We start from the raw sequence: 25,233 nt of genomic DNA, 5'->3' as shown, positions 1-25,233 counted from the left end.
CCCGGACGACCGGCACAGGAGAGACCATGCGCATCGCGCTCACGCACAACCTGAAGATCACGAGCTCCGCCGAGGAAGCCGAGTTCGACAGCCCGGAGACGATCGCCGCCATCGCCGGCGCGCTCGAGCGAGCCGGGCACGAGGTCGAGCGGATCGAGGTCAGCGGGCCGGCCTCCCGGGTCCTCGCCCGGCTCGAGGCGCTCCAGCCGGACCTCATCTTCAACACGGCCGAGGGCCACAAGGGCAAGACGCGCGAGGCGTTCTATCCGTCGCTCTTCGACGAGCTCGGCATCCCGTACACCGGCTCCGACGCCTACACGCTGAACGTCGCGCTCGACAAGTCGCTCACGAAGCGCGTCCTCGCGAGCTACGGCGTCGCCACCCCGCGCGCCCGCCTCGTCAACCGGACCACGCTGGAGAGCGGCGCGCTCGACGACATGAGCTTCCCCGTCATCGTGAAGCCGAACTTCGAGGGCTCCTCCAAGGGCATCTTCCGGGAGTGGAGCGTCTGCGAGGACGCGCACCACCTCGCCGAGGTCGTCGAGCGGCAGCTCGCGCGCTTCGAGGCGGGCCTGCTGGTCGAGCACTACATCGCCGGCATCGACGTCGCGTGCGCCTTCGTCGACGGGCTGAAGGAGACGAGCCCCGCGCGCTCGAGCGGCACCGGGATCCCCGAGGGGATCCTCGACCCCATCGAGTTCGTGATCGATCCCCAGGTGCCCGGCAGCTACAACGTGTACGACTTCAACCTGAAGCACGCGAAGCCCGAGCACGTCACGCGCCGGCCCGCGCAGCTGCCCGCGGCCACGCTCGAGCGCATCCGGTCGCTCACCGCGCGCGTCGTGCGCGCCCTGGACCTCAAGGATCACGCCCGCTGCGAGTTCCGGGTCACGCCGTCCGCCTCGCGCAGCCAGGGCCACGACGTCCACTTCCTCGAGGTCGACGGGCTGCCCACCCTCCAGCCGGGCGCCAGCGTCTTCGTCGCGGCGGCGCAGCGCGGCGTCGACTTCGACGGCGTGATCCGGGCCATCGTGAGGAGCGCCTGCAAGCGGCGGGGGCTCCTGCCGCTCCTGGAGAGCAACCAGCCGCGCCGGTCGAAGCGGACCGCGCTCCGCGTCGGCTTCACCTACAACATGAAGCGGAGCGACACGGCCGCGGCCGACAAGGCGGGCCCCGGCACGATGCACGACCTGGAGGCCGAGTTCGACTCGCCGCGCACGATCCAGGCGATCGCCAGCGCCATCGAGAGCTACGGCCACACCGTGGTCCCGCTCGAGGCGACCCCGGACCTGCCGCGCGCGCTCGCGGCTTCCGGGGTCGACGTCGTCTTCAACATCGCCGAGGGGCTCCGCGGCCGCGGCCGCGAGGCGCAGGTGCCGGCGCTCTGCGAGCTGCTCGGCATCCCCTACAGCGGCTCGGACGCGACAACGCTCTCGCTCGCCCTCGACAAGGGCCTCACGAAGCAGATCCTGCGGGCGGCCGGCATCGAGACGGCCGAGTGGCAGGTGGTCACGACCGGGCGCGAGAAGCTGAAGCCGTTCCGATACCCGGTGATCGTGAAGCCCAACGCCGAGGGGACCTCGAAGGGGATCACCTCCGCGTCCGTCGTCAAGGACGAGGCCGCCGCGCGCGCCGCGGCGAAGCAGCTGGTCGATCGCTACCACCAGCCGGCCCTCATCGAGGAGTACATCACGGGCCGCGAGTTCACCGTGGGCCTGCTCGGCGAGCGGCGGCCGAAGGTGCTGCCGCCGATGGAGGTCGTCTTCGTCGACCCGCCCACCTACCCCGTCTACGGCTACGACGAGAAGCAATCGGACACGCCGCGCGTGCGCTTCGAGTGCCCCGCGCAGCTCACGCCGTCGGAGCTCCGCCGCGTCGAGAAGGTCGTGCGCGACACGTTCGCGGCCCTCGGGTGCCGCGACGTGGCCCGGGTCGATCTGCGCATGGGGAAGGACGGGAGGGTGTACGTCATCGAGATCAACCCGCTGCCCGGCCTGACGCCCGACTTCAGCGATCTCTGCGTGATCGCGAAGGTGGCGGGGATGGATTACCGGACGCTGATCGGCGAGATCCTGGCCGGCTGCCTCAAGCGCTACCGCGACGCCCGCGCCGCGGCGCCGCGGGCCGCGTTCACCGCGGCGGCGCCTGCGGCGGGCGCGGCCGCGCCCTCCGCGAGCGCGGCGATCGCCTCGCCGGCCGCCGACCCGGGCCTGCTGGCCGCGCCCGGCCCGGCGCTCGCCGGGCCCGCGCCGCTGCCGGCGGAGTCCGCGCCCCTCTCTGACACGGTCTCCGTCGCGAGCGGCGAGGTCGCCGGCCCATGAGCGCGCCCTCGACCGCGCTCAGGCGCCCTCGGCTGCGCGATCTCGGCGTCGCGATCGGCCGCTTTCCGACCGGTCCGGAGAACGCGATCACGGACATCCCTGGGGTGCGGGTCCACCACGTGACCAAGATCGAGGGCGAAGGCGAGCTCGTCCCCGGCCTCGGTCCGGTGCGCACGGGCGTGACCGCGGTCGTCCCGGCCGACGGCGACGTCTTCCTCGATCGGGTGTTCACCGCGAGCTACGTGCTCAACGGCGCGGGCGAGGTGACCGGCCTCTCGCAGATCAACGAGTGGGGCCTCTGCGAGACGCCGATCCTGCTCTGCAGCACGCTCTGCGTCGGCCGCGTCCTCGACGCGACCGTCGCGTGGCTCTCGCGCAAGCACCCCAAGATCGGCAAGGACTACGACGTCGTGATCCCGGTCGTCGCCGAGTGCGACGACAGCTTCCTCAACGACGCCGTGGGGCGCCACGTGGCGCAGGCCGACGTCGACGAGGCGATCGACAACGCCCGGGGTGGCCCCGTGGCCGAGGGGTGCGTCGGCGCCGGCACGGGCATGCAGACGTTCCACTTCGCGGGCGGGATCGGCACCTCGAGCCGGTCGGTCCCTGTCGGCGGGGTCGACGCCCTCGTGGGGGCGCTCGTGCTGTCGAACTTCGGCGATCGCGAGCTGCTCCGCGTCGATGGGGTCCCGGTCGGGCGGCTCATCAGCGACCGCTTCAACCACGTCCCGCGGCGGGGCCCCGCCGGCTCGATCATCGTGCTCGTCGCCACCGACGCCCCGCTCATCCATCGCCAGCTCGCGCGCCTCGCGCGGCGCGCCGCGCTCGCGATCGGCCGGACCGGCGGGTATGCGGCCAACAACTCGGGCGAGATCGTCCTCGCCTGGAGCACCGCGAACCGGGTGCCTCGCGTCGCCACCGAGCAGTGGAGCGCCCCCCGGTCGAGCCGCTCGCTCAGCGTGCACCCCCTCGCGCCGGGCCGGCACATGGCCGAGCTCGTCCTCGACACCGAGGTCGACGCGCTCTACGAGGCCACCGTCGACGTGGTGGAGGAGGCGATCCTCAACGCGATGTGCGGCGGCGTCGACATGACCGGCCACAGCGGACACCACGCCCCGGCCCTGCCGCTGGACGCCGTGGCCGAGATCCTGAAGCAGTACCGCCCCCCGCACCCCTCCGACCCGCCCCCCCTCTTCTAGCGCCCCCCCGCCCTCTTCTCTCCAGCAAAGCCCCCGCCGAGCGGCGGTCACCCGCACAGGAGACGGGCCCAGATCGGCGTTTTCGGCGCGGAAGCGCACTCACGTGCGCTGAGCACCGAAAACGTCGAGATGGGCCCGTATCCGAAGCGGGTGCCCGCCGCTCATTCCGGATCGCCGTGGAGGAGCCACTCGTGGGCTGCGTCCTCGTCCCAGAAGCGCCGGAGGACCTTGTCCGTGCCGCTCTCGCGCGCCACGCGGTTCAGCTGGAGCGCGACGATGTCGCTCTCGATGATCTCGGCGACCCGCATCACCCCGAGCTCCAGGCCGAACTCCTGGACGGCGCGGATCTTCTCCGCCACATCGGGGGACATCGGCCTGAACCCGCGGACATCGGCCTTGATCTTGATCCCCCGGCCCTGGAGGCTCTCGCACGCCTTCCTCAGCTCGCTGACGAAGTTCTCCATCTCCTCGAGGCGGACACGCCCCTCGAGGACGAAATCCACCATGGCGATGTTCCGGTCGACTTTGATCTCGAACACGTTGAGAGACCTCCTGCCAGTTCCCGAAGGGGCGGGATGGGGCCGCGTGATCATACCCCGGATCGCGCGAGGACGCGCCTAGGGATCGCGACGCTCACGCGGCAGCGACGCTGGCCGTCGGCCGTGGGAAGCCCGGGCCGGCGTCGCCGCCCTTCACGCCACGCGCGGCTCGCCGACGCGCGACTTGCCCTGTCCGCGCCGCACGGCGATCGCCTGCTCGTAGATGGTCTCGTACCGCGAGAGCAGCGTGGGCCACTGCCGCTCCTTGAGGATCCACGCCCGCGCGTTCTTGCCGACCTGCTCGAGGCGCGCCGGGTCCTTGAGCGCCTCGACACACCGCCTCGTGAGGTCGGCGCTGTCGCCCGCCTTGAAGACGAACCCGGTCTCGCCGTAACGGACGAGCTCCCCCATGGCCGCGACGTCGCTCACCATCACGGGCCGGGCCATGGACATCGCCTCGAGCGGCTTCAGCGGCGTCGTGAGCTCGGTCGTGCGGGTCCGGATGCGGGGATACACGAGCAGGCTCGCCATCGCGTAGATGTTGAACACCTCGTCGTGCGGCACCCGCCCGGTGAAGGTCACCTTGGACTCCACCCCTCGCTCGCGGGCGAACGCCTTGAGCTCCATCTCCTGGCCGCCGGCCCCGGTGATCACGACGTGCGCGTCCGGGATCTCCCGCGCGATGTCGCCGATCGCCGCGATGAGCGTCTGGAGCCCCTCGTACGGCTGGAAGGTGCCGACGTAGCCGATGAGCTTCTTCCCCGCGAGCCCGAAGCGCTCCCAGGCGCCGGGCGGGGCCTCCCGAGGCGCGAACTTGTCCGAGTCGACGCCGTTGCCCACGACGTGGAGCGCGTCCGTGCTGCGCACCCGCGGCGCGACAGCGCCCTTCAGCGCCTCGCAGATCGTCACCGTCGCGTCAGCGTACTTGTAGACGATCGTCTCGAGGCCGGCGGCGACCTTGTAAGGCGCCGAGTCCTCTTTGAATTTGCCCCGGTCGACGGAGGCGTTCTCCCAGAGGTCGCGCACCTCGTAGACGAGCGGCAGCCCGAAGCGGCGCGCCGCCGCGAGCGCCGGCAGGCCGACGAGCATCGGCGAGTGCGCGTGCACGAGATCGGGCTGAAACTCCCGGATCGCGTCCTCGACGCGCGCCTCCAGCGCCCGCACGAGCTGGAGCTCCCTGACCAGCGGCAGCTTCTTGCCGGTTGGCTCGCGCGTCCGCCAGTACGAGATGCCGCCGATCTCGTCCTTCAGCGCATCCCCGGACCCCTGCTGCGCCGACGTCACCACCGCCGGCCGCATCCCGTGCTCGGCCTGGTGCTTGATGATGTAGTCGCTGCGGATCGTGTACCCCGCAATGACAGGCAGCGACGTATGAAGAACATGGAGCACGCGCACGAATCACCACCCTTCTTTATGCTGCGCCGCGCAGCCTACCCGAGGCCGCCGCGACCGTCATCAAGCTCCTCCTCGCCCGTCCCCGCGCGCGGGCAGGAGCGTGGACGCGTCCACGCTCCTGCCCGCGGGCCGGCCGAGAGCCTAGCTCTCGGCTGCCACGTTGCGGTACGCTCCGCCGCCGCATGACCCTCAAAATCGCGATCGTCGGCTGCGGCAAGATCGCCGACGGCCACATAGAAGAGATCCAGAAGATGCCGGAGCGGGCTCGGGTCGTCGCCGTATGCGACCTGGAGCTCCTGATGGCCGAGCAGATCGCGGTGCGCTACGGCATCCCGAGCCACTACGACTCGTTCGACCGATTGCTCGACGTCGAGAAGCCCGACGTCGTCCACATCACCACCCCTCCGCAGTCGCACCTGTTCCTCGCCCGGCGCGCCATCGAGGCCGGCGCCCACGTCTACGTGGAGAAGCCGACTGCGCTGAACCTCGCGGACGTGCGGCGCCTCATCGAGCTCTGCACCGCCGCCGGGAAGAAGATGACCGTCGGCTGGGAGTATCAGTTCGATCCCCCGGCCGTCGAGATGCGCAGGCTCGTCGGCGACGGCGTGATCGGCGATCCCGTCCACGTGGAGAGCTGCTTCGGCTACAACCTCGCCGGCCCCTTCGGCGCGGCGCTCCTCGGCGACGGCTCGCACTGGGTCCATCGCCTCCCGGGCAAGCTGTTCCACAACAACGTCGATCACCTGCTGAACAAGATCGTCGAGTTCGTGGACGACGAGCAGCCGAAGGTCACCGCGACGGCCTACGCGCTCCGGGAGAAGCGGTTCGGCGACTCGCGCGACGACATGCTCGACGAGCTCCGCGTCACGGTGCAGGGCGCGCGCGTCAGCGCCTACGGGACCTTCTCGTCGCACGCGCGGCCGCCCGGGCACTTCCTCCGCGTCTACGGCACGAAGAACACGCTCCACGTCGACTTCACGAGCCGCACGGTCACCCTCGACGCGTCGCCGAAGCTCCCGAGCGCCATCGGGCGCGTCGTCCCGGCCTTCGATCAGGCCCTCTCGTACCTCCGCGAGGGGGGCAAGAACGTGGTGCGGTTCGCCCGCAGCGACTTCCACTTCTTCTCGGGGCTGAACCGCCTGATCGGCCTCTTCTACGACAGCATCACGCGGGGCGCGGAGCTGCCCATCTCGTACCGGGACATGATCCGGGTCGCGTCGATGATGGATGAGATCTTCCGGCAGGTCCCGCAGGAGAAGGCGCGCACATGAAAGTCCTTGTCACCGGCTCGAACGGCTTCCTCGGATCGGCCCTCGTCGACCGGCTGCTCGCCCACGGCGAGACCGATCTTCGCTGCCTCGTCCGCCCCGCGAGCAACCGCTCGCGGCTCGAGGAGATCGAGAAGCGGCGGGGCGTCCCCCTCGACATCGCGGTGGGCTCCCTCGCCACGAAGGAGGCCGCGGAGCGCGCGGTCGAGGGCGTGGACGTCGTCTACCACGTGGCCGCGGCCATGGGCGGCGCGCCCGCGGACATGTTCCTGAGCACCGTCGTCGCCTCGAAGAACCTGCTCGAGGCGCTCGTCCACACCGGCCGTTCGCCGCGCGTCGTCCTGGTCAGCTCCTTCGGCGTCTACGGCGTCGCCGACCTCCCGCGGGGGTACATCGTCGACGAGAACACGCCCCTGGAGACGCGGCCCGCGCAGCGCGATCTCTACTCGCAGGCGAAGCTCCGGCAGGAGAAGCTCTTCTGGGAGTACCAGGGGCGCTACGGCTTCCCGCTGACGGTGCTCCGCCCCGGCGTCATCTACGGCCCCGGCGGCAACGCCTTCTCCAGCCGCGTCGGGATGAGCCTCTTCGGCGTGTTCCTGCACCTCGGCGGCCGCAACATCCTCCCGCTCTCGTACGTCGAGAACTGCGCGGAGGCGATCGCCGTCGCCGGCCGGAGCGAGGTCGCGCGGGGGCAGGTCTACAACGTCCACGACGACGACCTGCCCACGGCCGACGTCTACCTCGCCCGCTACAAGCGCGAGGTGAAGCCGATCCGCTCGCTCACGGTGCCCTACTTCGCCCTCACCGGGATATCGAAGCTCGTCGAGCGCTACCACGCCTACTCGAAGGGGCAGCTGCCCGCCATCTTCACGCCGTACAAGAGCGCGACCTCGTGGAAGGGCAACCGGTTCGACAACACGAAGCTGAAGGCGCTCGGGTGGAAGCAGCTGGTCTCCACGGAGGAGGGCCTCCAGCGGACGTTCACGTACCTCAAGGAACGCGCGACATGACGGGTCGGCCGTCGCTCGCGTCGCTCGCGTCGCTCGGGCTCGCGTTCGGCCTCGCGGGTCTCCTCGCCGGCTGCGAGCGGCGGCAGACCCCGGGGCCCCCGGCGGTCCACAGCGGCGCGGGCACCCAGTCCGCCACCGCCGCCCTCGCGGTCGAGGCGCCGCGCTTCGACGCGCCGGCCGCGCCGCCGGCCACGCCGGCCAAGGGGCACCCCCGGCTCTGGGTGCGCGCGGCCGATCTGCCGAAGCTCCGGGCGCGCGCCACGCAGGCGAACCCCCTGTTCAAGGAGCTCGCCGCCGTGGCGGCCGAGGCCGCGGCGGCGATGGACAAGGGCAACATCCCCTCGGAGGGCGACTGCACCCACGCCCGCACCTACTGCGAGGCGCACGCGGAGCTGTTCGCCTTCATGTCGCTCGTCTCGAGCGACGAGGCGGCCCGCAACGACCACGCCGCCCGCGCGCGCAAGATCCTGCTCTACATCGTCGACCGCGTGAACAAGGGGGATCCGCAGGATCCCTTCGTCCGCAGGTTCTCGACCGGCGACCGCGCCCGCTGGGCCGGAGAGTCGTTCGGCCTCACGGTCGACTGGATCTACGGGTACCTCTCGGCCCAGGACAAGGCGGCGATACGGCCCGTCTTCCTCCGCTGGGCGGAGGAGCAGCTGAAGTCGTCGACGACGAGCCACGCTCACCCCGAGCCCGTGGGCAAGCTGAACGACCCGGCGATGCTGAAGGAGCCGAAGAAGCGCAGGTACGCCCTGAACAACTACTTCACGTCGCACATGCGCAACCTGACGCTCCTGTCGCTCGCGTTCGACGAGGCCGACGATCCGCCGGATCCGAAGCCGAGCGGCACCTACCCGCGGCTCAGGGACTACTTCGCCAACGTCGCCGGGGCGTGGCTCTACATGACCGACAGCCTCCTGCGGAACGACGCGCGCGGCGGCGCGCCGCCGGAGGGCTTCCAGTACGGCCCCGCGACGCTGGCCTACGTGAGCGAGACGCTGCTCGCCATCCAGACGGCCGGCGAGGCCGATCCGGCGAAGTGGGGCCCGCAGGTGCACCTCGACGGCAACCCGTTCTGGCACGAGTTCATCCCGGCCCACCTCCACAGCCTGAGCCCCGCCACGCCGGCGGGCCGGATCGGGCCGACCCACCAGGCCGCGTGGACGGGCGACGGGGAGCGCTACGAGTACACGGATCACATCGACCCGTTCGCCGCGCTCGGCCTCCACGCCGAGAACAGCGGCAACGCCGAGCGCCTGAACGCGCTCCGCTGGATGGCCATCCACGCCGGCCCGGGGGGCGCCGCCGCCCTCGCGCGGCGCGCCCGCTCGCAGCTCGGCCAGGTCCACAAGCGCCACTCGATCATGTACTTCCTCCTGCTCGACCCGGCGGTCACCCCGACCGACCCGCGCCCCTCCGTCCCGCTCACGCACTACGGCCCCGGCCTCGGCCAGGTCTTCGCGAGGACGAGCTGGGGGCCCGAGGCCACGTGGCTCCACTTCCAGCTCGGCTGGGAGCAGATCGACCACCAGCACGGCGACGGCCTCAGCTTCGGCTTCTACCGCGGCGGCGAGTGGCTCACGAAGGAGCGCGTCGGGTACGGCGCCTTCATGGCGAGCTCCGATCAGCACAACACCCTCACGGTCGAGAACGACAAGAACCGCCGCCACGACGACCCGAACCGCGGCGAGCTCTGGCGGCGCGGGTCCCAGTGGCCGCTCGTGCACACGGGCGATCCCAGGGTGCTCGCGAAGAGCTTCGCGCAGGACTACGTTTACGTCCTCGGCGACGCGACCCCGCTCTACAACTCCGAGTACGAGAACATCCGCGACGTCACGCACGTAAGCCGCGCGCTCGTGTGGCTCAAGCCGGACCACCTCGTGCTCTACGACCGCGCCGCCACGGGCAAGGAGGGGCGCTTCAAGCGCTTCTTCGTGCAGACGCCGAGCGCGGCGCAGGTCGCGGGGAAGCTCGCGACGGCCACGACCGCGAAGGGGCAGAAGCTCTTCGTGACCACGCTCCTGCCGGAGAGCGCCGTCATGGTGGCCGAGCCGTACAAGCCGACGGGCTCCTGGGAGACCAAGCCGGCCGAGAACGAGCAGATGCTCGCGACCCTGCGGGTCGAGCCGCCGGCCCCGATGCCGAAGGACACGCGCTTCCTGCACGTGCTCCAGGGCGCGGCCAGCAACGCGACGGCAGATCCGGTGACGCTCGTGCGCACGAAGCGCGGGACGCCGTTCGCCGGCGCGGCGGTGAAGGGCACGCTGGTCCTGTTCCCGGTCGATCTGGGCGCCGTGTCCGAGGTGCAGTTCACCTCGCTCCCTGGCGTGGCGAAGCACGTCGTCACGGGGCTCTCCCCCGGCGCGTCCTACGACGTGATCAGGAAGCCCGCGGGCGGCGGCGACGAGATCACGATCCGCGCCGGCTCCGCCGCCAAGGCCGACGAGGGCGGCGTCCTCACCTTCTGAGCGCCGTGTCGCAAACGGCAACAGCAACAGCAACGGCAAACGCGACGATGACGCCGTCCGCGCCCGCTTGTCCTCGGCGTGGCGCGCTGCGATAATCCACTCTCTTTGCCCACGTCCTGTACGGAGATGCCATGAGCAAGAAGCGACTCGTCTCTGCCGGCGCATTCCTCGTCGCGCTGGGCGCCCTGTTCATCCCCATCGAGGGCACGGCGCCGGCCGCGACCGGCCCCATCGCGAAGGCCGGCTCGCTCGACCTGTCCGGCTTCGCGAGCGCCCGGCCCGATGCCCCGCTGGATCTCCTGTTCATCCATCACTCGTGCGGCGGCCAGCTCCTCACGGAGACGGGCGCCGAGAAGGAGAAGGCGTCGTGCGTCTACGAGGCGCACCCGAACGGAGGCGGGCTCAAGAGGAAGCTCACAGAGCAGGGTTACCGCGTCCACGAGGCCTCCTACGGCAGCGAGATCGGCGAGAACACCGACCTCTTCGACTGGGCGCCCAAGTTCCGCGACAAGATGGACAAGGTGCTCCGGGTCGCGCTGAACGACCAGATGCACCCGGACGGCGTGGTGAACCGGATCGTCGTCTTCAAGTCCTGTTATCCCAACAACCGCTTCGTCGGCGAGGGCTCCGCCCCCGGCAACCCGGCCGGCCCGGAGCTCACCGTCTGGAACGCGAAGGCCACGCTGGCGTCCATCCTGCCCGACCTCGCGAAGCGGAAGGACACGCTGTTCGTCTACGTCACCGCCCCCGCCAACATCCTCAAACGCTCGAAGGACCCCGCCTGGAAGTGGACCGCGAAGCGGCTCCTCGGGAAGCCCTCCGACGCCGAGATCGCGCAGCGCCAGGCGGATCTCGCCCGCTCGTTCAACAACTGGGTCAAGTCGCCCGACGGCTGGCTCAGCGGCTATCCGGAGAAGAACGTCGTCGTCTTCGACTACTACGACGTGCTCACGAACAAGGGCGAGTCCAACTTCTCCCTGCACGGCTCGGAGGGGAACACCGACCACCACCCCTCGAGCGCGGGCAACGCGAGGGCCGCGGATGAGTTCGTCCCGTTCCTGAACCAGGCCGTGCGCCGCGTGGGCCTCAGCACGTAGGCTCGAGGGCCCGGAAACCACGCCGGAGGGAGCGAGCGCAAGTCGCTTGACGCGAGCCGCGATCCTCCGGAACGTCCCCCACCACCCGAACGGCGTCTCCGCCGAGGACCCTCGACATGCTCGCGCTCCCCGGGGTCATCCTTCTCATCGTCTTCATCTACGGCAGGCCTCAGGAGTGGGACGAGCGCTTCGAGAGCCTGCCGTTCCTGTACCTCTGGCTCGGCCTCGCCTTCATGGGCATGGGCCTCGATCTCGCCATGGGCAAGGTCAGGCTGAAGGCGACCCCGCAGCTCCGGTGGGCCATCGTCGTCTACTTCTGGTGCGTGCTCACGCTCGGCATCCGGAACCCCGCCGAGTTCACCGGGGGGTTCGTCTCGATCAGCGTGACGTTCGTCCTCTTCTTCCTGATCGGGCACAGCCCCGACGGCTTCAAAGGGTTCCAGAAGCTCGCCGCCACGGTGCTCATCATGGGCCTCTTCGTGGCGGGCGTCGCGATCCACCAGGGGTTCTCCTCGTTTCAGTGCCTGGCGATGACGCAGACCATCGGAGGCTCGCGCGGCGAGGCCGGCATCCCCGACGGCCGGTCCTGCGAGCTCCGCGTGGACTGCCGCGAGGGGCCGGGCGCCGATCCCGAGGTCGAGTACCTGTGCGAGCGCGTCGGCCTCTTCAAGACGTCGACGATCAACGGCCGCGTGCGCTGGCGCGGCGTGCTCCAGGATCCGAACGAGCTCGCGCTCACGGCGGGCATCGTGCTGCCGTTCAGCTTCGCGATGTTCGAGCAGAAGCGCTCCTTCACGCGCGCGCTCCTGGTCTTCGGCTCGCTCCTCCTGATCGCGACCGCGATCATCCTCACGCAGTCCCGGGGCGGCCAGCTCGTCTTCGCGACGGTGCTGGGCGTCTACTTCGTCAAGAAGTACGGCATCCGCGGCGCGATCTTCGGCGCGGTCTGCGCGGCGCCGCTCATGCTCCTCGGCGGCCGCGGCGGCGGCGAGGCGGATGAGTCGGCGAACGAGCGCACGGAGATCCTGGGCGAGGGCCTGAATATCTACCGGATGTTCCCGCTGATGGGCGCGGGCTACCGCCAGTTCACGGAGCACCACTGGCTCACCGCGCACAACGCGTACCTGCTCGCGCTCTCGGAGCTCGGCCCGCTCGGGATGTTCGCGTGGACGGCGATGATCTACCTCACCCTCAAGATCTCGCTGGTCGCGCTCAAGCGGTACGAGCACGGCGCCCAGTTCGCGATGATCCGCGCCTGGTCCATGGCGATCATGGCCGGGTTCTGCGGGATGATGGTCGGGATCTTCTTCCTCTCGTTCACCTACCACTACGTGCTCTGGATCTACTTCGGCCTGGCGGGAGCGCTGTATTCCGCCATCAGGAGCGTCGATCCGAACTTCTCGATCCGGCTCGAGAAGCGCGACGTCTACCGGCTCATCCTGGCCAACCTCGCCCTGGTGCTCGTGATCGTCGTGCTCAGCAAGAGGGGCTAGCGGAGCCGCGGGAAGCGGCCCCGGTTCAGCGGAGAGAGCGCAATGGCGCCGGGGTCCGGAGGCGCGGCGCCCGCTCAGCGCCCGAGGCCGAGGACCATCACGAGCGGCGTCTTCACGATGATCGAGAGCTCCATCTGCAGGAACGTCGAGAGCTTCTCGAGCGACGCGGCGTACGCGAGATCGAAGAGCAGCTTCATCCGCATGTCGTCGGCCTCGGCCCCCTCCGCCTCCTCGAGGCCGAACGGGTTCGTCAGCGTCGCCTCGAACGCGGCGACCTCGCTCTCCGCCGGGGCGCGTCCGGTATACCCGAGCGACACCTGCGCGAGCCCCGTGATGCCCGGCTTGATGTCGCGCATCCGCTCCTCGAAGAAGGGAATGGCGAGCGCGAGGTTGACGAGCAGCTCGGGGCGCTCGGGGCGCGGCCCCACGATGCTCATGTCGCCCATGAGCACGCTCCAGAACTGCGGGATCTCATCGAGGCGCGTCTTGCGCAGGAAGCGGCCGACCCGGGTGATGCGCGGGTCGTCCTGCTGGGCGAGCACGGCCCCCGTCAATTTCTCTGCATCCACGCGCATGGAACGAAACTTGCGCATGTGGAATTCGACGAACCGCGGGTAGGCCACGCCATCCCGTACTTCCGTACCGATGAGCATCCCGGCACGGCGCTGCATGTAGAAGATCGGCCCGGGCGACTCGAGGTAGATGGCCGCGCCGATGAGAGGGTAGAGCGGGAGGGTCAGCGTGAGACCCACGAGCGAGCCCGCGATGTCGATCGCACGTTTCGCTACACGAACGCCAGGTGTCACTGTTTACCTTGTGGCTCCCATAGTCGAGAACGTGGTAGGGTACAAGCTCGGATGGAGGTTTGGGCGTGATCCGACTCCGCGTACCAGGTTCGTTGACCTATCGCCACCTCGCCCTCCGCGTGGTGGCGGCCGCATGCAAGATGGCCGCGCCTGGGAGGGTCGAGGGCGGGTCGCCCGGCCTCACCCAGGAGGATTTCGAGGACCAGACCGTCTCGGCGTTCGGCGAGGCGTTCAACAACATCGCGATTCACGGATACCGCGCTGGCCCGCCGGGCGACGTCGACATCGAGATCGAATCCGACGCGGACGGCATCATCATCCGTTTGATGGACACGGGATGCAGCTTCGATCCCGCGGCCATCGACAACCCTCCCATCGACGACCTCCCCGAGTCCGGGATGGGGCTCTTCATCATCAAGTCGTTCATGGATGAGGTCGACTACTGTCCCGGCAGTCCGAATGTCCTCCGTCTTGTGAAACGGAGGGAGGGCAGCTCGTGTATTGCCGGCGACGGGGGTGAAGGCAGCAGCGAACAAGAGCATTCCGACGCCGATTTCGCCGGGGCGACAGGGCATCGGACGAGCAGTTTTCGAATGCGGAGCGTCTCCCGTTCGGGCGCGACCCGCGCCGCAGGGGGAATCAAAATCCAATGAGTTATACGCGGACCGATAACGGCAGTGAGACGGTCGTGCAGTTCGAGGGGACCCTCGACGCAGTGACCGCACCGGAGTTCAGGACATTGGTGGACGAGCTGGTGGCCGAGAACCGGCAGAACATCACGCTCGAGCTCTCGTCCCTCCGGCTGATCGACAGCTCGGGCGTCGGCGTCATCGTCTCGCTGTTCAAGCGGGTACGGGCCAACGGCGGCCAGGTGCGCATCGTCGGGCTGAGGGATCAGCCGCGCGCGATCTTCCGCCTGCTGCGCCTCGATCGGGTGTTCCCCACGTGACGCTCGGTGGCGGCGCGCGCGCCGCCACCCCGGCCCCTCGGCCCAGCCGTCGACAACGGCTGCGGTGGCAGCGCCCCGCGGCGAGTGTCGCGCGGACGGCGCTGAGCGGCTGGAGTCGCCCGGACGGTGCCCCTCCGTCGTCGCGGCGCTGGTTCCGCGTGCTGCGCGTACTGGGGGCGTGTTAGGCGTGGGGTTGCGCGCGGCGGGCACGCGGCGGGCACGCGGCGGGCACGGCCGAGTGCAACAAGCTGGCGCTCGCGCGTCGCACGTCTACCATAGCCAACCAGCCTGCCAGACCGGGGTGCGCGTCCTCCGGATCGGGCGGAGCAAGGCAACCTTCGAGGAGCGGGGACCATGGACAAGAAGATGAACCAGCAGCTCCCCGGGCCTACCCCGCCCCAGGAGGCGCTCGGGGCGATCCCCGCCGACGCAGCGGCGCGGCCTGCAGGTCCGCAGCCGCCCAGCGTCAGCGCGATGATCAACCGGACGCTGGCGCACTGGTACGTGGCGGTGCTGGTCGCGATCGCGGGGCTCGGGTTCACGGTGCTCGTCGTGCAGTCGAGGAAGCCCGCGTACCGCTCCGAGACCGTGATCTTCTACCGCGAGGGCGTCAAGGCGACGTACCTCGGGCCCGACGGGCCCGACCCGCTCCGCACCCTCTCCGCGCGGCTCAAGGAGACGCTGCTCGCGCGCTCCAACCTCGAGAAGGTCGTGACGGAGTTCAACCTCTTCCCCGACGTCCTCGAGAAGCGGGGCATGGTCGACGCGGTCGATCGGCTCCGCGCCAAGATCACCTTCAAGGCCCGCTCGCAGGACACCTTCGCGATCTCGGCCGAAGGAGAGACGCGCGAGCAGGCGCAGGAGGTGACGCAGCGGCTCGCGGACATCCTCGTCGAGGAGACGACCCGCATGCGCAGGTCGCAGGCGAAGCTGACGAACGAGTTCCTCGACGCCGAGCTGAAGCGCGCCGAGCAGGACGTCGAGAAGGCCGAGACCGAGCTCGCGGCGTTCCTGGCCGAGCACCCCGAGTTCGCCGCCGAGCAGAACTCGCCCGGCGGCGCGCAGGGCGGCGCCGCCATCCGCGAGCGAGAGCGGCGCGCCACCGGGACCGACCCGACGCTCGAGGCGCTCGAGCGGCAGGTGCCCCGCCTGCGCAGCCGGCTCACCGGCAAGCCGGAGCAGCCGGCGGTGAGCGCCGCCGGGGTGCCCTCCCCCGCGCTCACCCGGCAGCGGGATCAGGCCGAGCAGGAGCTCGCCACCGCGCGGCGGGATCTGGCCGACAAGCAGTCCCGCTTCACCGAGCAGCACCCCGACGTCCGGGCGGCGGCGGCCCGCGTGACCAACGCCGAGGCGGCGCTGCGGCGCGCCGAGCAGGCGCTCGTCCTGCCGCCGGAGCCGGTGGTGGAGGTCCCCGCGACCGACGAGGCCGAGAAGGCGAAGATCAAGTCCCAGCTCGCGGCTCTCGAGCGGGAGATCGCGGCGCGCAGGGGCGCGAAGAAGGGCAACGCGGCCGACGCGAGCGAGGCGGCGAAGCAGATCATCAACACCGAGACCGACTGGTCGCGGCTCAGCCGCGAGAAGGCGCGCGCGCAGCAGCGCCTCTCCGACCTCGAGGGCAAGTCGTTCCGCGCGGAGATCGCCGCGAGCTCGGAGCAGGGCGGCTACTCGGCGCAGATCGAGGTGCTCGACCCGGCGTACCGGCCGAGCGCACCGTCGAGCCCGTCGCGGTTGATCATCGCCATCGGCGGGCTGTTCTTGTCCGTTGCGGCCGGCATCGCGGCCGCCGCGGCGCGTGGCATCGTGTTCGACGATCGGGTTTACGACATGGAAGATATCGATCGAATGGCCCTCGCTCCGGTGCTCGTCGTCGTACCGCCCGCCGCGCGCGCGCCCCGAGGGCGCCGTGGCTGAGACAGGCGGAGCTGAGCCGGGAAAGCCCCCGCCGGTCGCTTCCCTCGAGCGAGCGCTCGATCAGGTCTGCGATTTCCTGAGTCGCGCGGAGCAGACCGCGCGGGTCCGCGCCCTCGTCATCGAGGCGCGCCGGCTCCGCAACGTGGTCGGCAACTGGCGCTCGATCGCGCCGGATCCGGACGTGCGCGAGGAGATGATCGCCCGCGTCCTGCGCCTCGCGAACGACGCGGAGGACGTCGTCTCGGCGGAGCGCCCGAGCTCCAGCCAGGACGACCCGAGCGCCGCGTTCGACTCGCCGACCATCCGGCAAGATCTGCCCCCGCCGCCGCAGCACCCGCAGGCGATGGGGCTGCGCCTCGGCGCCGCGCAGGCGCCGGGCGCTCACCCCGGCGCGCAGCAACCGCTCAGGGGGCCGTCGCCAGCGACGGCGCTCTTCCTCGGGGGTCCCGCGGCCGACCACGGCGAGCACCGCGCGCATCCGGGCACCGCGACGGTGCTCGGCATGCCCGCGCCGGCGCTGCCGCCCGGCCCCGAGCGGCAAGGCTCATCCCCCGCGATCGCGCGCGTCGTCGATCTGAGCGCGACGCTGAGCAGCCCTGGGCTCGTGTCGAGCGGCGGGAGGCCGGGCAGCTCGCCGGCGCTGCCGGTGCCGATCGAGCGGGTCATCGCCTCGCCATCGCGCGACGTGGGGGTCCGGGACGCGTCGGCGCCCCCGGGGGGAGCGCCGTCCATCGAGCGATCGTTCAGCGGCGCGTTCCCCTCGCCGCCTTCGCTCGTCTTCGATCGCGTGGTGCCGCCCGCGACGCGCGAGGTGACGGTGCGCGAGGTGCCGCAGCCGCATCAGCCGCCGCCGCAGCAGCAGCCGCCGCCCGAGCGGCCGATCGATCGCTCGCTCACCAGCACGTTCAGCTCGCCGCCCTCCCTGATCTTCAACCGCGTGGTGTCGACCCCGGCGCACCAGGCCGTGGACGCGAAGCTGCAGTCGCTGGATCCGACGTTCGAGGAGCCGCCGTCGCTTCACATCGAGCAGCTGCGCTCCCTGCCCACCACGCCGGAGAACGCCGGGTTGCTCCCGGAGGAGTCGCTGCGCGGCCCGGGCGAGATCACCGTGCGCCCCGTGCCGATGCCGGACGCCGTGGATCCGAACATCGTGATGCTCCGCGCGCCCTACTCGCCCCAGGCCGACGCGTACCGGACGCTCCGGCGCAAGCTGCCGACGGGCACGGGGATCACCATCGCGGTGACGAGCGCCGGGCCCGGCGAGGGCAAGACGTCGTGCGCCATCAACCTCGCGCTCGCGCTCCGCGAGACCGTCCGCGGGAAGATCCTCCTCGTCGAGGCGAACATCCGCAAGCCCGGCATCGCGAAGGCGCTGCGGTTCGAGCCCCCGAGCTGCTTCACGGAGCAGCTCCAGCGCCACGTCAACGACCGGTTCGCGCCCTGGGTCGTCGTCGATCAGGCGGCGCCCGCCGTGACGCCGGGCGACGACGGCGGCGAGACGTCGTCGGACAGGAACGCCGCGCCGATGGGCGGCAGGTCGCCCGACGCGAGGCTCGCCCTCCAGACGCCCGTCCACATCCTGGCCGTCGATCCGCGCACGGAGCGGCCGCCGATCTTCGACGGGGTGGCGTTCTCGACCGCGATCGAGAGCCTCAAGCGCGCGGGCTACTCGTACATCATCATCGACACGCCGCCGGTGCTCGGCAGCATGGACCTGAACGTCATCGGCGACTCGGTGGACGGCGTGGTCCTGACCTCGCTGGTCAAGAAGTCGACCCGCAAGGCGATCCGCCAGGCCATCGAGCAGCTCCGGCCGGCGCCCATCCTCGGTGTCGTCCTCCTCGACGCCTGAACGGCCGGCGCGCGGCGCTCACCTCCTTGCGCCGAAAGGTCGGGGAGGCGTAGCCGAGCGCCGGCTCCATTGTTACCTTGCAGCCCTCATGCGCTCCGGACGAGGTATTGCGGTCGCGGCCTTCGGCTGCGCGATCCTCACCCACCACGGCGCCCGGGCGCAGGACGCAACCCTCCACGGCGTCTTCACCGGGTCGATCGGCGTCACCGACAACGTGACCTCCGCGGCCGAGCCCGAGCCCGAGGCCGAGCCCCAGGCCGGTCCCCAGGCCGACGGCCTCGCGACCGTGAGCCCCGGCCTGATCTTCACCTACACGACGCCGCGGACCGCGCAGACGCTGTCCTACACGTTCTCGACGAGCCTCTTCTTCCGGCGCTCGGAGGCGAGCTCGTACTCGAACGTGGCCGCGTGGACCGGCCGCTTCGTCACGTCGCCGAGGACCTCGCTGACGCTCGGGGCGTCCGGGTCGCAAGGCCAGCTCAACACGTTCCAGCTCGAGCAGACGCCGGGGACCACGACGCTCCAGGGCACCGAGGGCGGGACGACGAACTTCGTGCAGGGGTCGTTCAACGAGGGGTTCTCGTTCCAGCCCTCGCCGGTCTGGTCGCTCGGGCAGGCCGCGACGTTCGCCGTCTACAACCCGCTCCGGGATCGCCCGCAGCGCACGTACAGCGCGGCGAACACGCTGACGGCGCAGCGCACCTTCCGCCACGACGCCGCGTCCCTCGCGCTCTCGGTCGGCTACACCCATTTCGACAACGTGGACGCCGATCCCACGACCGCGGTCACGTATGCGTCGCGCGACCAGCTCGTCAGCACGCTCGTGGCAAGCTGGCAGCACGACCTCGGGCGCCGCTTCTCGAGCCAGCTCGACGTCGGCGGGGTCGTCGCGACGGACCTGAAGGACGGCGCTGGGTCGCTCGCGCGTCCCGCCGGGCTCGCGGCGCTGCGCTACACGCACGAGCGGGGCGAGGCGGCCGAGCTCGCGTACGCCTATTCGGCCACGCCGAACGTCTTCCTGCAGCAGATCCAGCTCTCCCACATGCTGACGCTCCGCGCCGCCGTGCCCGTCCGCCCCGCCTGGCACCTGTCGGTCGAGGGCTCGGCCGGCGCGCAGCTCGCTCAGCCCCTCGAGCCGAACGCGGAGGGAGACCTCGACACGGGGCCGACCACGATCGCGGTGCTCACCGACGTCGCGCTGCTCTGGAGCCCCGTCATCGTCATCCCGGACTTCGCGCTCGCGCTCCGGTACCAGCACGGGAACCAGCGCACCGAGGGGAGGACGGTGGAGATCGAGGGGAGGACGGAGAAGCTCCCCGACACACGCGTCGTCCGGAACACGCTCCTCCTGACCGTGTCGGGCGCGTTCCCGCGGCAGGCGGTGCCGGGCTCGCGCATCTTGATGACCCAGCCCTTCGGCTCTGCAGGCCCTTCCGGTGCGACACGCCGCCAGGAGACGCCGAGCGAGCCGCTGGAGGGCGAGGCGCCCACGTCTTCCGGCACGAGCGACGCCGCTCGCTGAGCGCGACGGGGCGCGCTCCCCAGCGGAGCCGGAAACCCGCGCTTGGCGCGCTCAGAGGTTTCGCCGGGCTGCCGTCAGCAGCGCGCTCGGGGGTCTCGCCGGACCGTCGCCAGCGGCGCGCTCAGGTGCGCCGCGCGAGGAGGAAGGCCCTGTCGTCCTCGGGCAGCTGGTCGCCGCGGAACTCCTCGAGCATGTGCGTGAGCTTGTCGGCGATCGACGCGACCGGGCGGCCAGCGCTGGTGGCGCAGAGCTTGGCGAAGCCCGTGCCGAGCGCGTGCAGGCCGAGCATCTGCTTCGACGAGTTGCGCAGCTCGGTGAGCCCGTCGGTGTACATCGCGAGCACCTCGCCCGGCGCGAGCACGCTCTGGTGCGCCTCCATCGGCACCAGGCCGACCCCGAGCGCCGGGTTGACGGCCGCCTGGAGGTGCCGCAGTCCGCCCTCCGCGGTCGCCACCAGCGCCGGCGGGTGCCCTGCGTTGACGCACTCCATGCGGCCCGTCGCGGGGTCGAGGGCGACGGCCACCATCGTGACGAACGAGTGCTCCGGCAGGTACTCGCAGAGGTAGGCGTTCAGCCGGTCCATCATCCCCGTGATCCCGCGGCCGGCGTCGACCGTCGCGCGCACCATCGTGTGGACGCTCGAGCCGATGAGCGCGGCCTGGAGCCCCTTGCCGCAGACGTCCGCCACGGCGAGCATGATGCGGCCGTCCGGCATCGGGACGATGTCCACGTAGTCGCCCCCGACCCACCGGCACGGCTCGAAGCCGAGCGCCACGTCCAGCGCCTTGAACTCCAGCCGCTTCGGGACGAAGGTCCGCTGGATCTGGTGCGCCATCTCGAGCTCGCGCTCGATCGCCGCGTGCGCCTGCGCGTGGCGCCGGGCCTCCCAGGCCGACTCGGCCTGCTGATAGACCTCCGCCGCGAGCGCGATGAGCCCGAGCCACTCGACGCTGCCGAAGTCGGGCGGCAGGGTCACGTAGAGCAGGTTCATCATCTGCTCCTCGACGCGCAGCGGACAGGCCACGACCCAGAGGGCCATGACGTCGCGCGACATCGTGAGCTCGACCGTGGCGCTGTCGCTCACCAGGTTGCCGGCCAGCACCGGCTCGCGCGTGTCCTGCACCGCCGCGAGCACGCGGCGCGAGATGTACGGCGGGGCGACGGAGTCCTCGCGCCGGAGCGACTGGAACGGGCGGTGCGGCCCGGACAGGATCGTCAGCGCGCCGTTCTGCCGGAGCCGCAGCGCGAGCGCCATGCTGCCGTGGAAGTCCTCGCGGACCATCAGCTGGCAGAGCGCGTCGAACCGATCCGTCGCGTCCTCGATGCTGAGGAGCCGCCGCGACAGGTCCATCAGGGTGAACAGGTGCTTCGCCGCGATCCGCGGCGGGTCGAGCTCGCCGAGCTTGCGGATCGCGGTCGGTTTGTCCTCCTCGAAATGGAGGCCGCCCGGGTCGATCGGCACGCGAGGGGCCCGCGCCGTGAGCTGGAACTCGAGGATGTAGTCGCCGATCCCGATGCGATCGCCCGGCTTCAGCACCTTCTCGTTGATCCGCTCGTCATTGACGAGCGTTCCGTTGGTGCTGCCGAGGTCGCGGATCCACCACCGGCCGAACGGATCGCAGAAGAGCTCCGCGTGGCGCCGGGAGACCGTGTAGTGGTCGAGCGTGAGCTGCACGCCAGGCGCCCTGCCGATGACGATGTGGGACTCCGTCAGCGGCCGTCGCGTCCCCGGGAGATCGCCGAGCCGGATCTCCAGGTGGCCCTTCCAATCCGAGCTCGACGGCGCAGGGCCCAGGCTGTCATCTGCAGGCGACATCGTTCGACCTGGCCCGACCATGGGCGGCGGCGTGGACATGGACCGTCTTTGATGGGTACCGAACCGGCGCCCTGACATCAAGGGGATGCTCGCGATTTCGCGAGCTCGGCAAGAGCTGCATCGGTGACGGTGTTACGGGGTTACGGGGTTACCGGGTTACGGCGCTACGGGGTCACGAGGATACGTGGTGACGAGGATACGCGGATACAAGGTGACGCGGCTACGAGGTCGCGAGGACGCGCGGAGCCCCTCGCGGTTGCCGAGGAGTCACCCGGGAGCTCCGCCACGGCGCCGGCGCCGTGGCGTGGGCGCCACGGCGATGCCCGCGGCGCGCCGCCCACAGCGCGGGAGTTGAGCGACACGCCACGGGGCCAGCGGCGACGCGGCAAGGACGCCGCCGCTGGATGCCTGGTCACCAGGACCGCCGCGCTGGCGTGCGACGCTTGCCCGCGCCGCTCGGGGCGCCCTCGCCCTCCGTCAGGCCTTGACCACCTTGGGGTTCGCCGCGCGGTAGACGCCACGGGCGTCGACGATCAGGGCGGCGTGGTTCAGCACCAGATCGTAGTCGACCACGGAGTGGTCGGTGACGATCATGACCGCGTCGTGGCTCTTGAGCGTGTCCTCGTTGAGGGGGAGGGACGAGAGCTCCGGCAGATGCGGCCAGGTGCGCATGCGCGGCAGCTTGGGCACGTGCGGGTCGTGGAAGCTCAGCACGGCCCCGAGCTTGCGCAGGAGCTCGATGATCTCGAACGCGGGGCTCTCGCGCGGGTCGTCGATGTCCTTCTTGTAGGCGACGCCGAGCAGCAGGACCTTCGTGCCCTTCAGCGCCTTGCCGCGCTCGTTCAGCGCGAGCTGGAGCTTGTTGACGACGTAGTGCGGCATCTCGACGTTCACCTCGCCGGCGAGCTCGATGAACTTGGTGGACACGCCGTACTCGCGCGCCTTCCACGCGAGGTAGAACGGGTCGAGCGGGATGCAGTGGCCGCCCCAGCCCGGGCCGGGGTTGAACCGCATGAAGCCGAACGGCTTGGTCGACGCGGCGTCGAGCACCTCCCAGACGTCGATGCCCATGGCGTCGTAGACGACCTTGAGCTCGTTCACGAGGGCGATGTTGATGGCCCGGAAGATGTTCTCGGTCAGCTTCGCCGCCTCGGCCGCGCGCGCCGAGGAGACGGCCACCACGCGCGCGATCGCCTGCGAGTAGAGCGCCTGCGAGAGGACCAGCGACGCGCGATCGACGCCGCCGACGACCTTCGGGATGGTCGCGGTGCTGTGATCGCGGTTGCCCGGGTCCTCGCGCTCGGGCGAGAAGGCGAGGTAGAAATCCTGCCCCATGCGCAGGCCCGATTGCTCGAGGATGCCCTTCACGAGCTCATCGGTCGTGCCGGGATACGTGGTGGACTCGAGGACGATGAGCTGCCCCTTCCGAAGCCGCTCCTTGATCTTCTGGGCGGAGCCGACGACGTAGCTCATGTCGGGCTCCCGCTGGGCCGTCAGCGGGGTCGGAACGCAGATCAGGATGGCGTCGGGCTCGCCGAGCCGCGAGAAGTCCGTCGTCGCCTCCAATCGGCCCGTCTTGGCTGCCGCCGCGATGCGCGCGGGATCGAGGTGCTTGATGTAGCCCTTCCCCTCGCTGAGCGCGGTGACCTTCGCCGGGTCCACGTCGAAGCCCAGCACGCGGAAGCCCTTCTCGATGAACGTGAGCGCCAGCGGCAGGCCGACATAACCCATGCCGATGATGCCCACCTGGGCTTCGCGGGAGTTGATCTTGGCCAGGAAGCTCTCGACCGCAGGGGGATGCGTCTCTGCCATTTCCTTTTATCTCCAGTGGTGGACGGGAGCCGCCATGCGGATCCCGACCCAGTTTCGAAGAGAGGGGCCCGACGCTACCACAGGCCCTTCAATTTCGCTCGAGTGTCGCGTGGGGCCCCAACCTTCGGAGGGGAAAGGTGCTCCTCGTTGCGATCCGCACGCTCATTACGCACGCTCGTCACGCTCGTTACGCTGGCCACGCTCGTTACGCGTGTTGCTCTCACCGCACTCATCCCGCTCGCTGCGCGCGCTTCGCTCGTCACGCCGGTCGGTGACATTCAGGAAACGCCTTAACGACGGCGGCGGACCGCTTCGCGTGCGAGCTGGAGGAAGTCCCGCGATGCCTGTCGCGCGATCACCAGCGCGGCGGCGACGAAGGCGAGCCCGCCGACCACCACCTCGGCGCCAAGGCGGCACCCGCGGGGCAGGTCGTGGAGCGACCGCATGCCGTAGCGAACGGCGAGCACCGCGGCGACCATGGGCAGGCACGCGACGAGCGGGCGGACCAGCGGGCGCAGGAGCCGCAGGTACGGGACGCCATCGGCGCGCTTGACCACCCAGAGGCTCGCCAGGGCGTGCACCCCGAACGCGACGCCGACGCCGGCGCAGGCCCAGAGGACGCCGCCCATCGTTCCGAGCAGCGCGATGCCGCCGACGATCGCGGCCACCTTGAGCCACTCCAGGACCATGATCGTCCGCGTCCGGCCGTAGACCTGCATGTACGAGGACAGGACCCAGCCGATCGGGCGCGCGACGCCGAGCGCGGACAGCACGGCGAGGAGCGGGCCGGCCGGCTCCCATGCCTCGTTGAAGAACGTGTCGTTCAGGATCGTCGGGGCGACCGCGCCGAGGCCCACGGCGAGCGGGAAGATGACGAGGGCGAGCAGCGTGAGCGCGCGGACGAGCGCCGCCTTGCGCTGCTCCGGCTCGAGCTTCGCGAACGACGGGACGAGCACGTCGCCGATGCGCTCGCCGACCTGGGAGGCCGGGATGTCGGCGAGGTTCCACGCGAGGTTGTAGAGCCCGCCGACTTGCTCCCCGAACAGGCGGATCATGACGAGGTTGTCCCATTTGGACGCCCCGAAGTTCGCCAGCGACCCGAAGTTGAGCGGGATGCCGAAGGCGAACAGCTCGCGCGCCTTCTCGCGCGACAGCGGGCTCGGCGTCAGCCACTCGGAGAGCTTCACCGCGGGGACCGTGGTCACGACGCGCACGACGGCGCGCAGGAGCGTCGCCACCACGATGGCGTTTCCCCCCCAGCCGAGCACGGCGAGGGAGACGGACGCCGCGGTGTAGGTGAGCTCGCCGGCGGCGTTCCGGAGGCTCACGCTGCGGAAGCGCATCTCGCGGATGAGCAGGCGATCGGGGACGTACCAGAGCCGATCGATGAGCATCGCGACGATGAGCCCCGGCATGAACTCGAGCATCCCGGGCGCGCCGACGAGGTGCACCGCGATCGGCTCCCGGAGGAGGTACACGGCGGCGATGGCGATGAGGCCCGCCACGTGGAAATAGACGGTCGCGTTGAAGACCATCTGGCGGTCGAGGTTGGGCCTCGACGCGATGAACTGGCCGGTCCCGAGGCTCGACATGAAGTGCGCCGTCATGATCACGACGGACGCTGCCGAGACCTCGCCGTACACATCCGGCGCGATGAACCGGGTGAGCACGAGGGTGCCTATCAGGCCGAGCACGCGCGAGCCGAGCCCGGTCGCGATCGTCCAGACCGCGCCGAGGACCGCCTTTCGGGCAAGCGCGGAGGAGCCGGCCAC

The 25,233-nt window shown here is 70.6% G+C and carries 18 protein-coding genes; 12 read left to right on the top strand and 6 right to left on the bottom strand.

Translation table 11 applies throughout. The annotated features are described in order from the left end of the window. Positions 1–26 precede the first annotated feature (26 nt). Both WME95_RS04915 and WME95_RS04910 read left to right on the top strand, forming a co-directional pair. A complete protein-coding gene (locus WME95_RS04915) occupies positions 27–2,321 on the top strand; it encodes a D-alanine--D-alanine ligase family protein (RefSeq protein ID WP_437907227.1) in 2,295 nt (764 codons plus the stop codon). Further along, entirely contained in the window at positions 2,318–3,520 is a 1,203-nt protein-coding gene (locus WME95_RS04910) for a P1 family peptidase (RefSeq protein ID WP_437907226.1), read from the top strand. The genes WME95_RS04915 and WME95_RS04910 overlap by 4 nt, the downstream gene beginning before the upstream one ends. Positions 3,521–3,681: 161 nt before the next feature. On the opposite strand, the gene WME95_RS04905 is transcribed toward WME95_RS04910, so the two are convergent. Both WME95_RS04905 and WME95_RS04900 read right to left on the bottom strand, forming a co-directional pair. Then, entirely contained in the window at positions 3,682–4,059 is a 378-nt protein-coding gene (locus tag WME95_RS04905) for an STAS/SEC14 domain-containing protein (protein ID WP_044963993.1), read from the bottom strand. Positions 4,060–4,212: 153 nt separating this feature from the next. Beyond that, positions 4,213–5,454: a glycosyltransferase gene (locus WME95_RS04900; RefSeq protein WP_437907225.1), complete on the bottom strand. Its 1,242-nt coding sequence runs from the start codon at positions 5,452–5,454 to the stop codon at positions 4,213–4,215. Between the two features lie 182 nt (positions 5,455–5,636). On the opposite strand from WME95_RS04900, the gene WME95_RS04895 reads away from it, so the two are divergent. The 5 genes from WME95_RS04895 (at position 5,637) to WME95_RS04875 (ending at position 12,793) form a co-directional block, all read left to right on the top strand. After that, positions 5,637–6,725 (top strand): Gfo/Idh/MocA family protein, encoded by a 1,089-nt coding sequence (locus tag WME95_RS04895; RefSeq protein ID WP_437907224.1) that lies wholly within the window; start codon positions 5,637–5,639, stop codon positions 6,723–6,725. Next, positions 6,722–7,732, top strand: coding sequence for an NAD-dependent epimerase/dehydratase family protein (locus WME95_RS04890; RefSeq protein ID WP_437549750.1), 1,011 nt, complete (start codon positions 6,722–6,724; stop codon positions 7,730–7,732). The genes WME95_RS04895 and WME95_RS04890 overlap by 4 nt, the downstream gene beginning before the upstream one ends. Next, positions 7,729–10,203: a hypothetical protein gene (locus WME95_RS04885; RefSeq protein WP_437907223.1), complete on the top strand. Its 2,475-nt coding sequence runs from the start codon at positions 7,729–7,731 to the stop codon at positions 10,201–10,203. The genes WME95_RS04890 and WME95_RS04885 overlap by 4 nt, the downstream gene beginning before the upstream one ends. Positions 10,204–10,334: 131 nt before the next feature. Beyond that, positions 10,335–11,300: a hypothetical protein gene (locus WME95_RS04880; RefSeq protein ID WP_437907222.1), complete on the top strand. Its 966-nt coding sequence runs from the start codon at positions 10,335–10,337 to the stop codon at positions 11,298–11,300. A gap of 116 nt (positions 11,301–11,416) precedes the next feature. After that, positions 11,417–12,793, top strand: coding sequence for an O-antigen ligase family protein (locus WME95_RS04875; RefSeq protein ID WP_437907221.1), 1,377 nt, complete (start codon positions 11,417–11,419; stop codon positions 12,791–12,793). A 74-nt stretch (positions 12,794–12,867) separates the two neighbouring features. Here WME95_RS04875 and WME95_RS04870 read toward each other — a convergent pair whose 3' ends face one another. Next, on the bottom strand, positions 12,868–13,599 hold the full coding sequence (locus WME95_RS04870) for a sugar transferase (protein WP_012233516.1): 732 nt from the start codon (positions 13,597–13,599) through the stop codon (positions 12,868–12,870). Between the two features lie 65 nt (positions 13,600–13,664). Here WME95_RS04870 and WME95_RS04865 point away from each other — a divergent pair, with 65 nt between their 5' ends. The 5 genes from WME95_RS04865 to WME95_RS04845 all read left to right on the top strand — a co-directional run bounded on the left by WME95_RS04865 (position 13,665) and on the right by WME95_RS04845 (position 19,833). Beyond that, positions 13,665–14,252, top strand: a complete 588-nt coding sequence (locus WME95_RS04865; protein ID WP_437327675.1) for an ATP-binding protein — start codon at positions 13,665–13,667, stop codon at positions 14,250–14,252. Further along, positions 14,249–14,548, top strand: a complete 300-nt coding sequence (locus WME95_RS04860) for an STAS domain-containing protein (RefSeq protein WP_012233514.1) — start codon at positions 14,249–14,251, stop codon at positions 14,546–14,548. Before WME95_RS04865 ends, WME95_RS04860 begins: the two co-directional genes overlap by 4 nt. A gap of 354 nt (positions 14,549–14,902) precedes the next feature. Beyond that, positions 14,903–16,459, top strand: coding sequence for a GumC family protein (locus WME95_RS04855; protein WP_437549746.1), 1,557 nt, complete (start codon positions 14,903–14,905; stop codon positions 16,457–16,459). Then, positions 16,452–18,311: a hypothetical protein gene (locus WME95_RS04850; RefSeq protein ID WP_437907220.1), complete on the top strand. Its 1,860-nt coding sequence runs from the start codon at positions 16,452–16,454 to the stop codon at positions 18,309–18,311. The genes WME95_RS04855 and WME95_RS04850 overlap by 8 nt, the downstream gene beginning before the upstream one ends. 88 nt (positions 18,312–18,399) lie before the next feature. Beyond that, on the top strand, positions 18,400–19,833 hold the full coding sequence (locus WME95_RS04845) for a hypothetical protein (RefSeq protein WP_437907219.1): 1,434 nt from the start codon (positions 18,400–18,402) through the stop codon (positions 19,831–19,833). 121 nt (positions 19,834–19,954) lie between these two features. On the opposite strand, the gene WME95_RS04840 is transcribed toward WME95_RS04845, so the two are convergent. From WME95_RS04840 to WME95_RS04830, 3 genes are all read right to left on the bottom strand, one after another. After that, complete coding sequence (locus WME95_RS04840; protein ID WP_437549743.1) at positions 19,955–21,649, bottom strand: SpoIIE family protein phosphatase; 1,695 nt, start codon at positions 21,647–21,649, stop codon at positions 19,955–19,957. A 477-nt stretch (positions 21,650–22,126) separates the two neighbouring features. After that, positions 22,127–23,461, bottom strand: coding sequence for a nucleotide sugar dehydrogenase (locus WME95_RS04835; RefSeq protein ID WP_437907218.1), 1,335 nt, complete (start codon positions 23,459–23,461; stop codon positions 22,127–22,129). Between the two features lie 290 nt (positions 23,462–23,751). Then, positions 23,752–25,233 (bottom strand): oligosaccharide flippase family protein, encoded by a 1,482-nt coding sequence (locus WME95_RS04830; protein WP_437907217.1) that lies wholly within the window; start codon positions 25,231–25,233, stop codon positions 23,752–23,754.

Origin of the sequence: Sorangium sp. So ce327, assembly GCF_051530205.1 — a bacterium.
Lineage (GTDB): Bacteria > Myxococcota_A > Polyangia > Polyangiales > Polyangiaceae > Sorangium > Sorangium cellulosum_B.
This window is presented reverse-complemented; position numbering and strand designations above follow the sequence as displayed.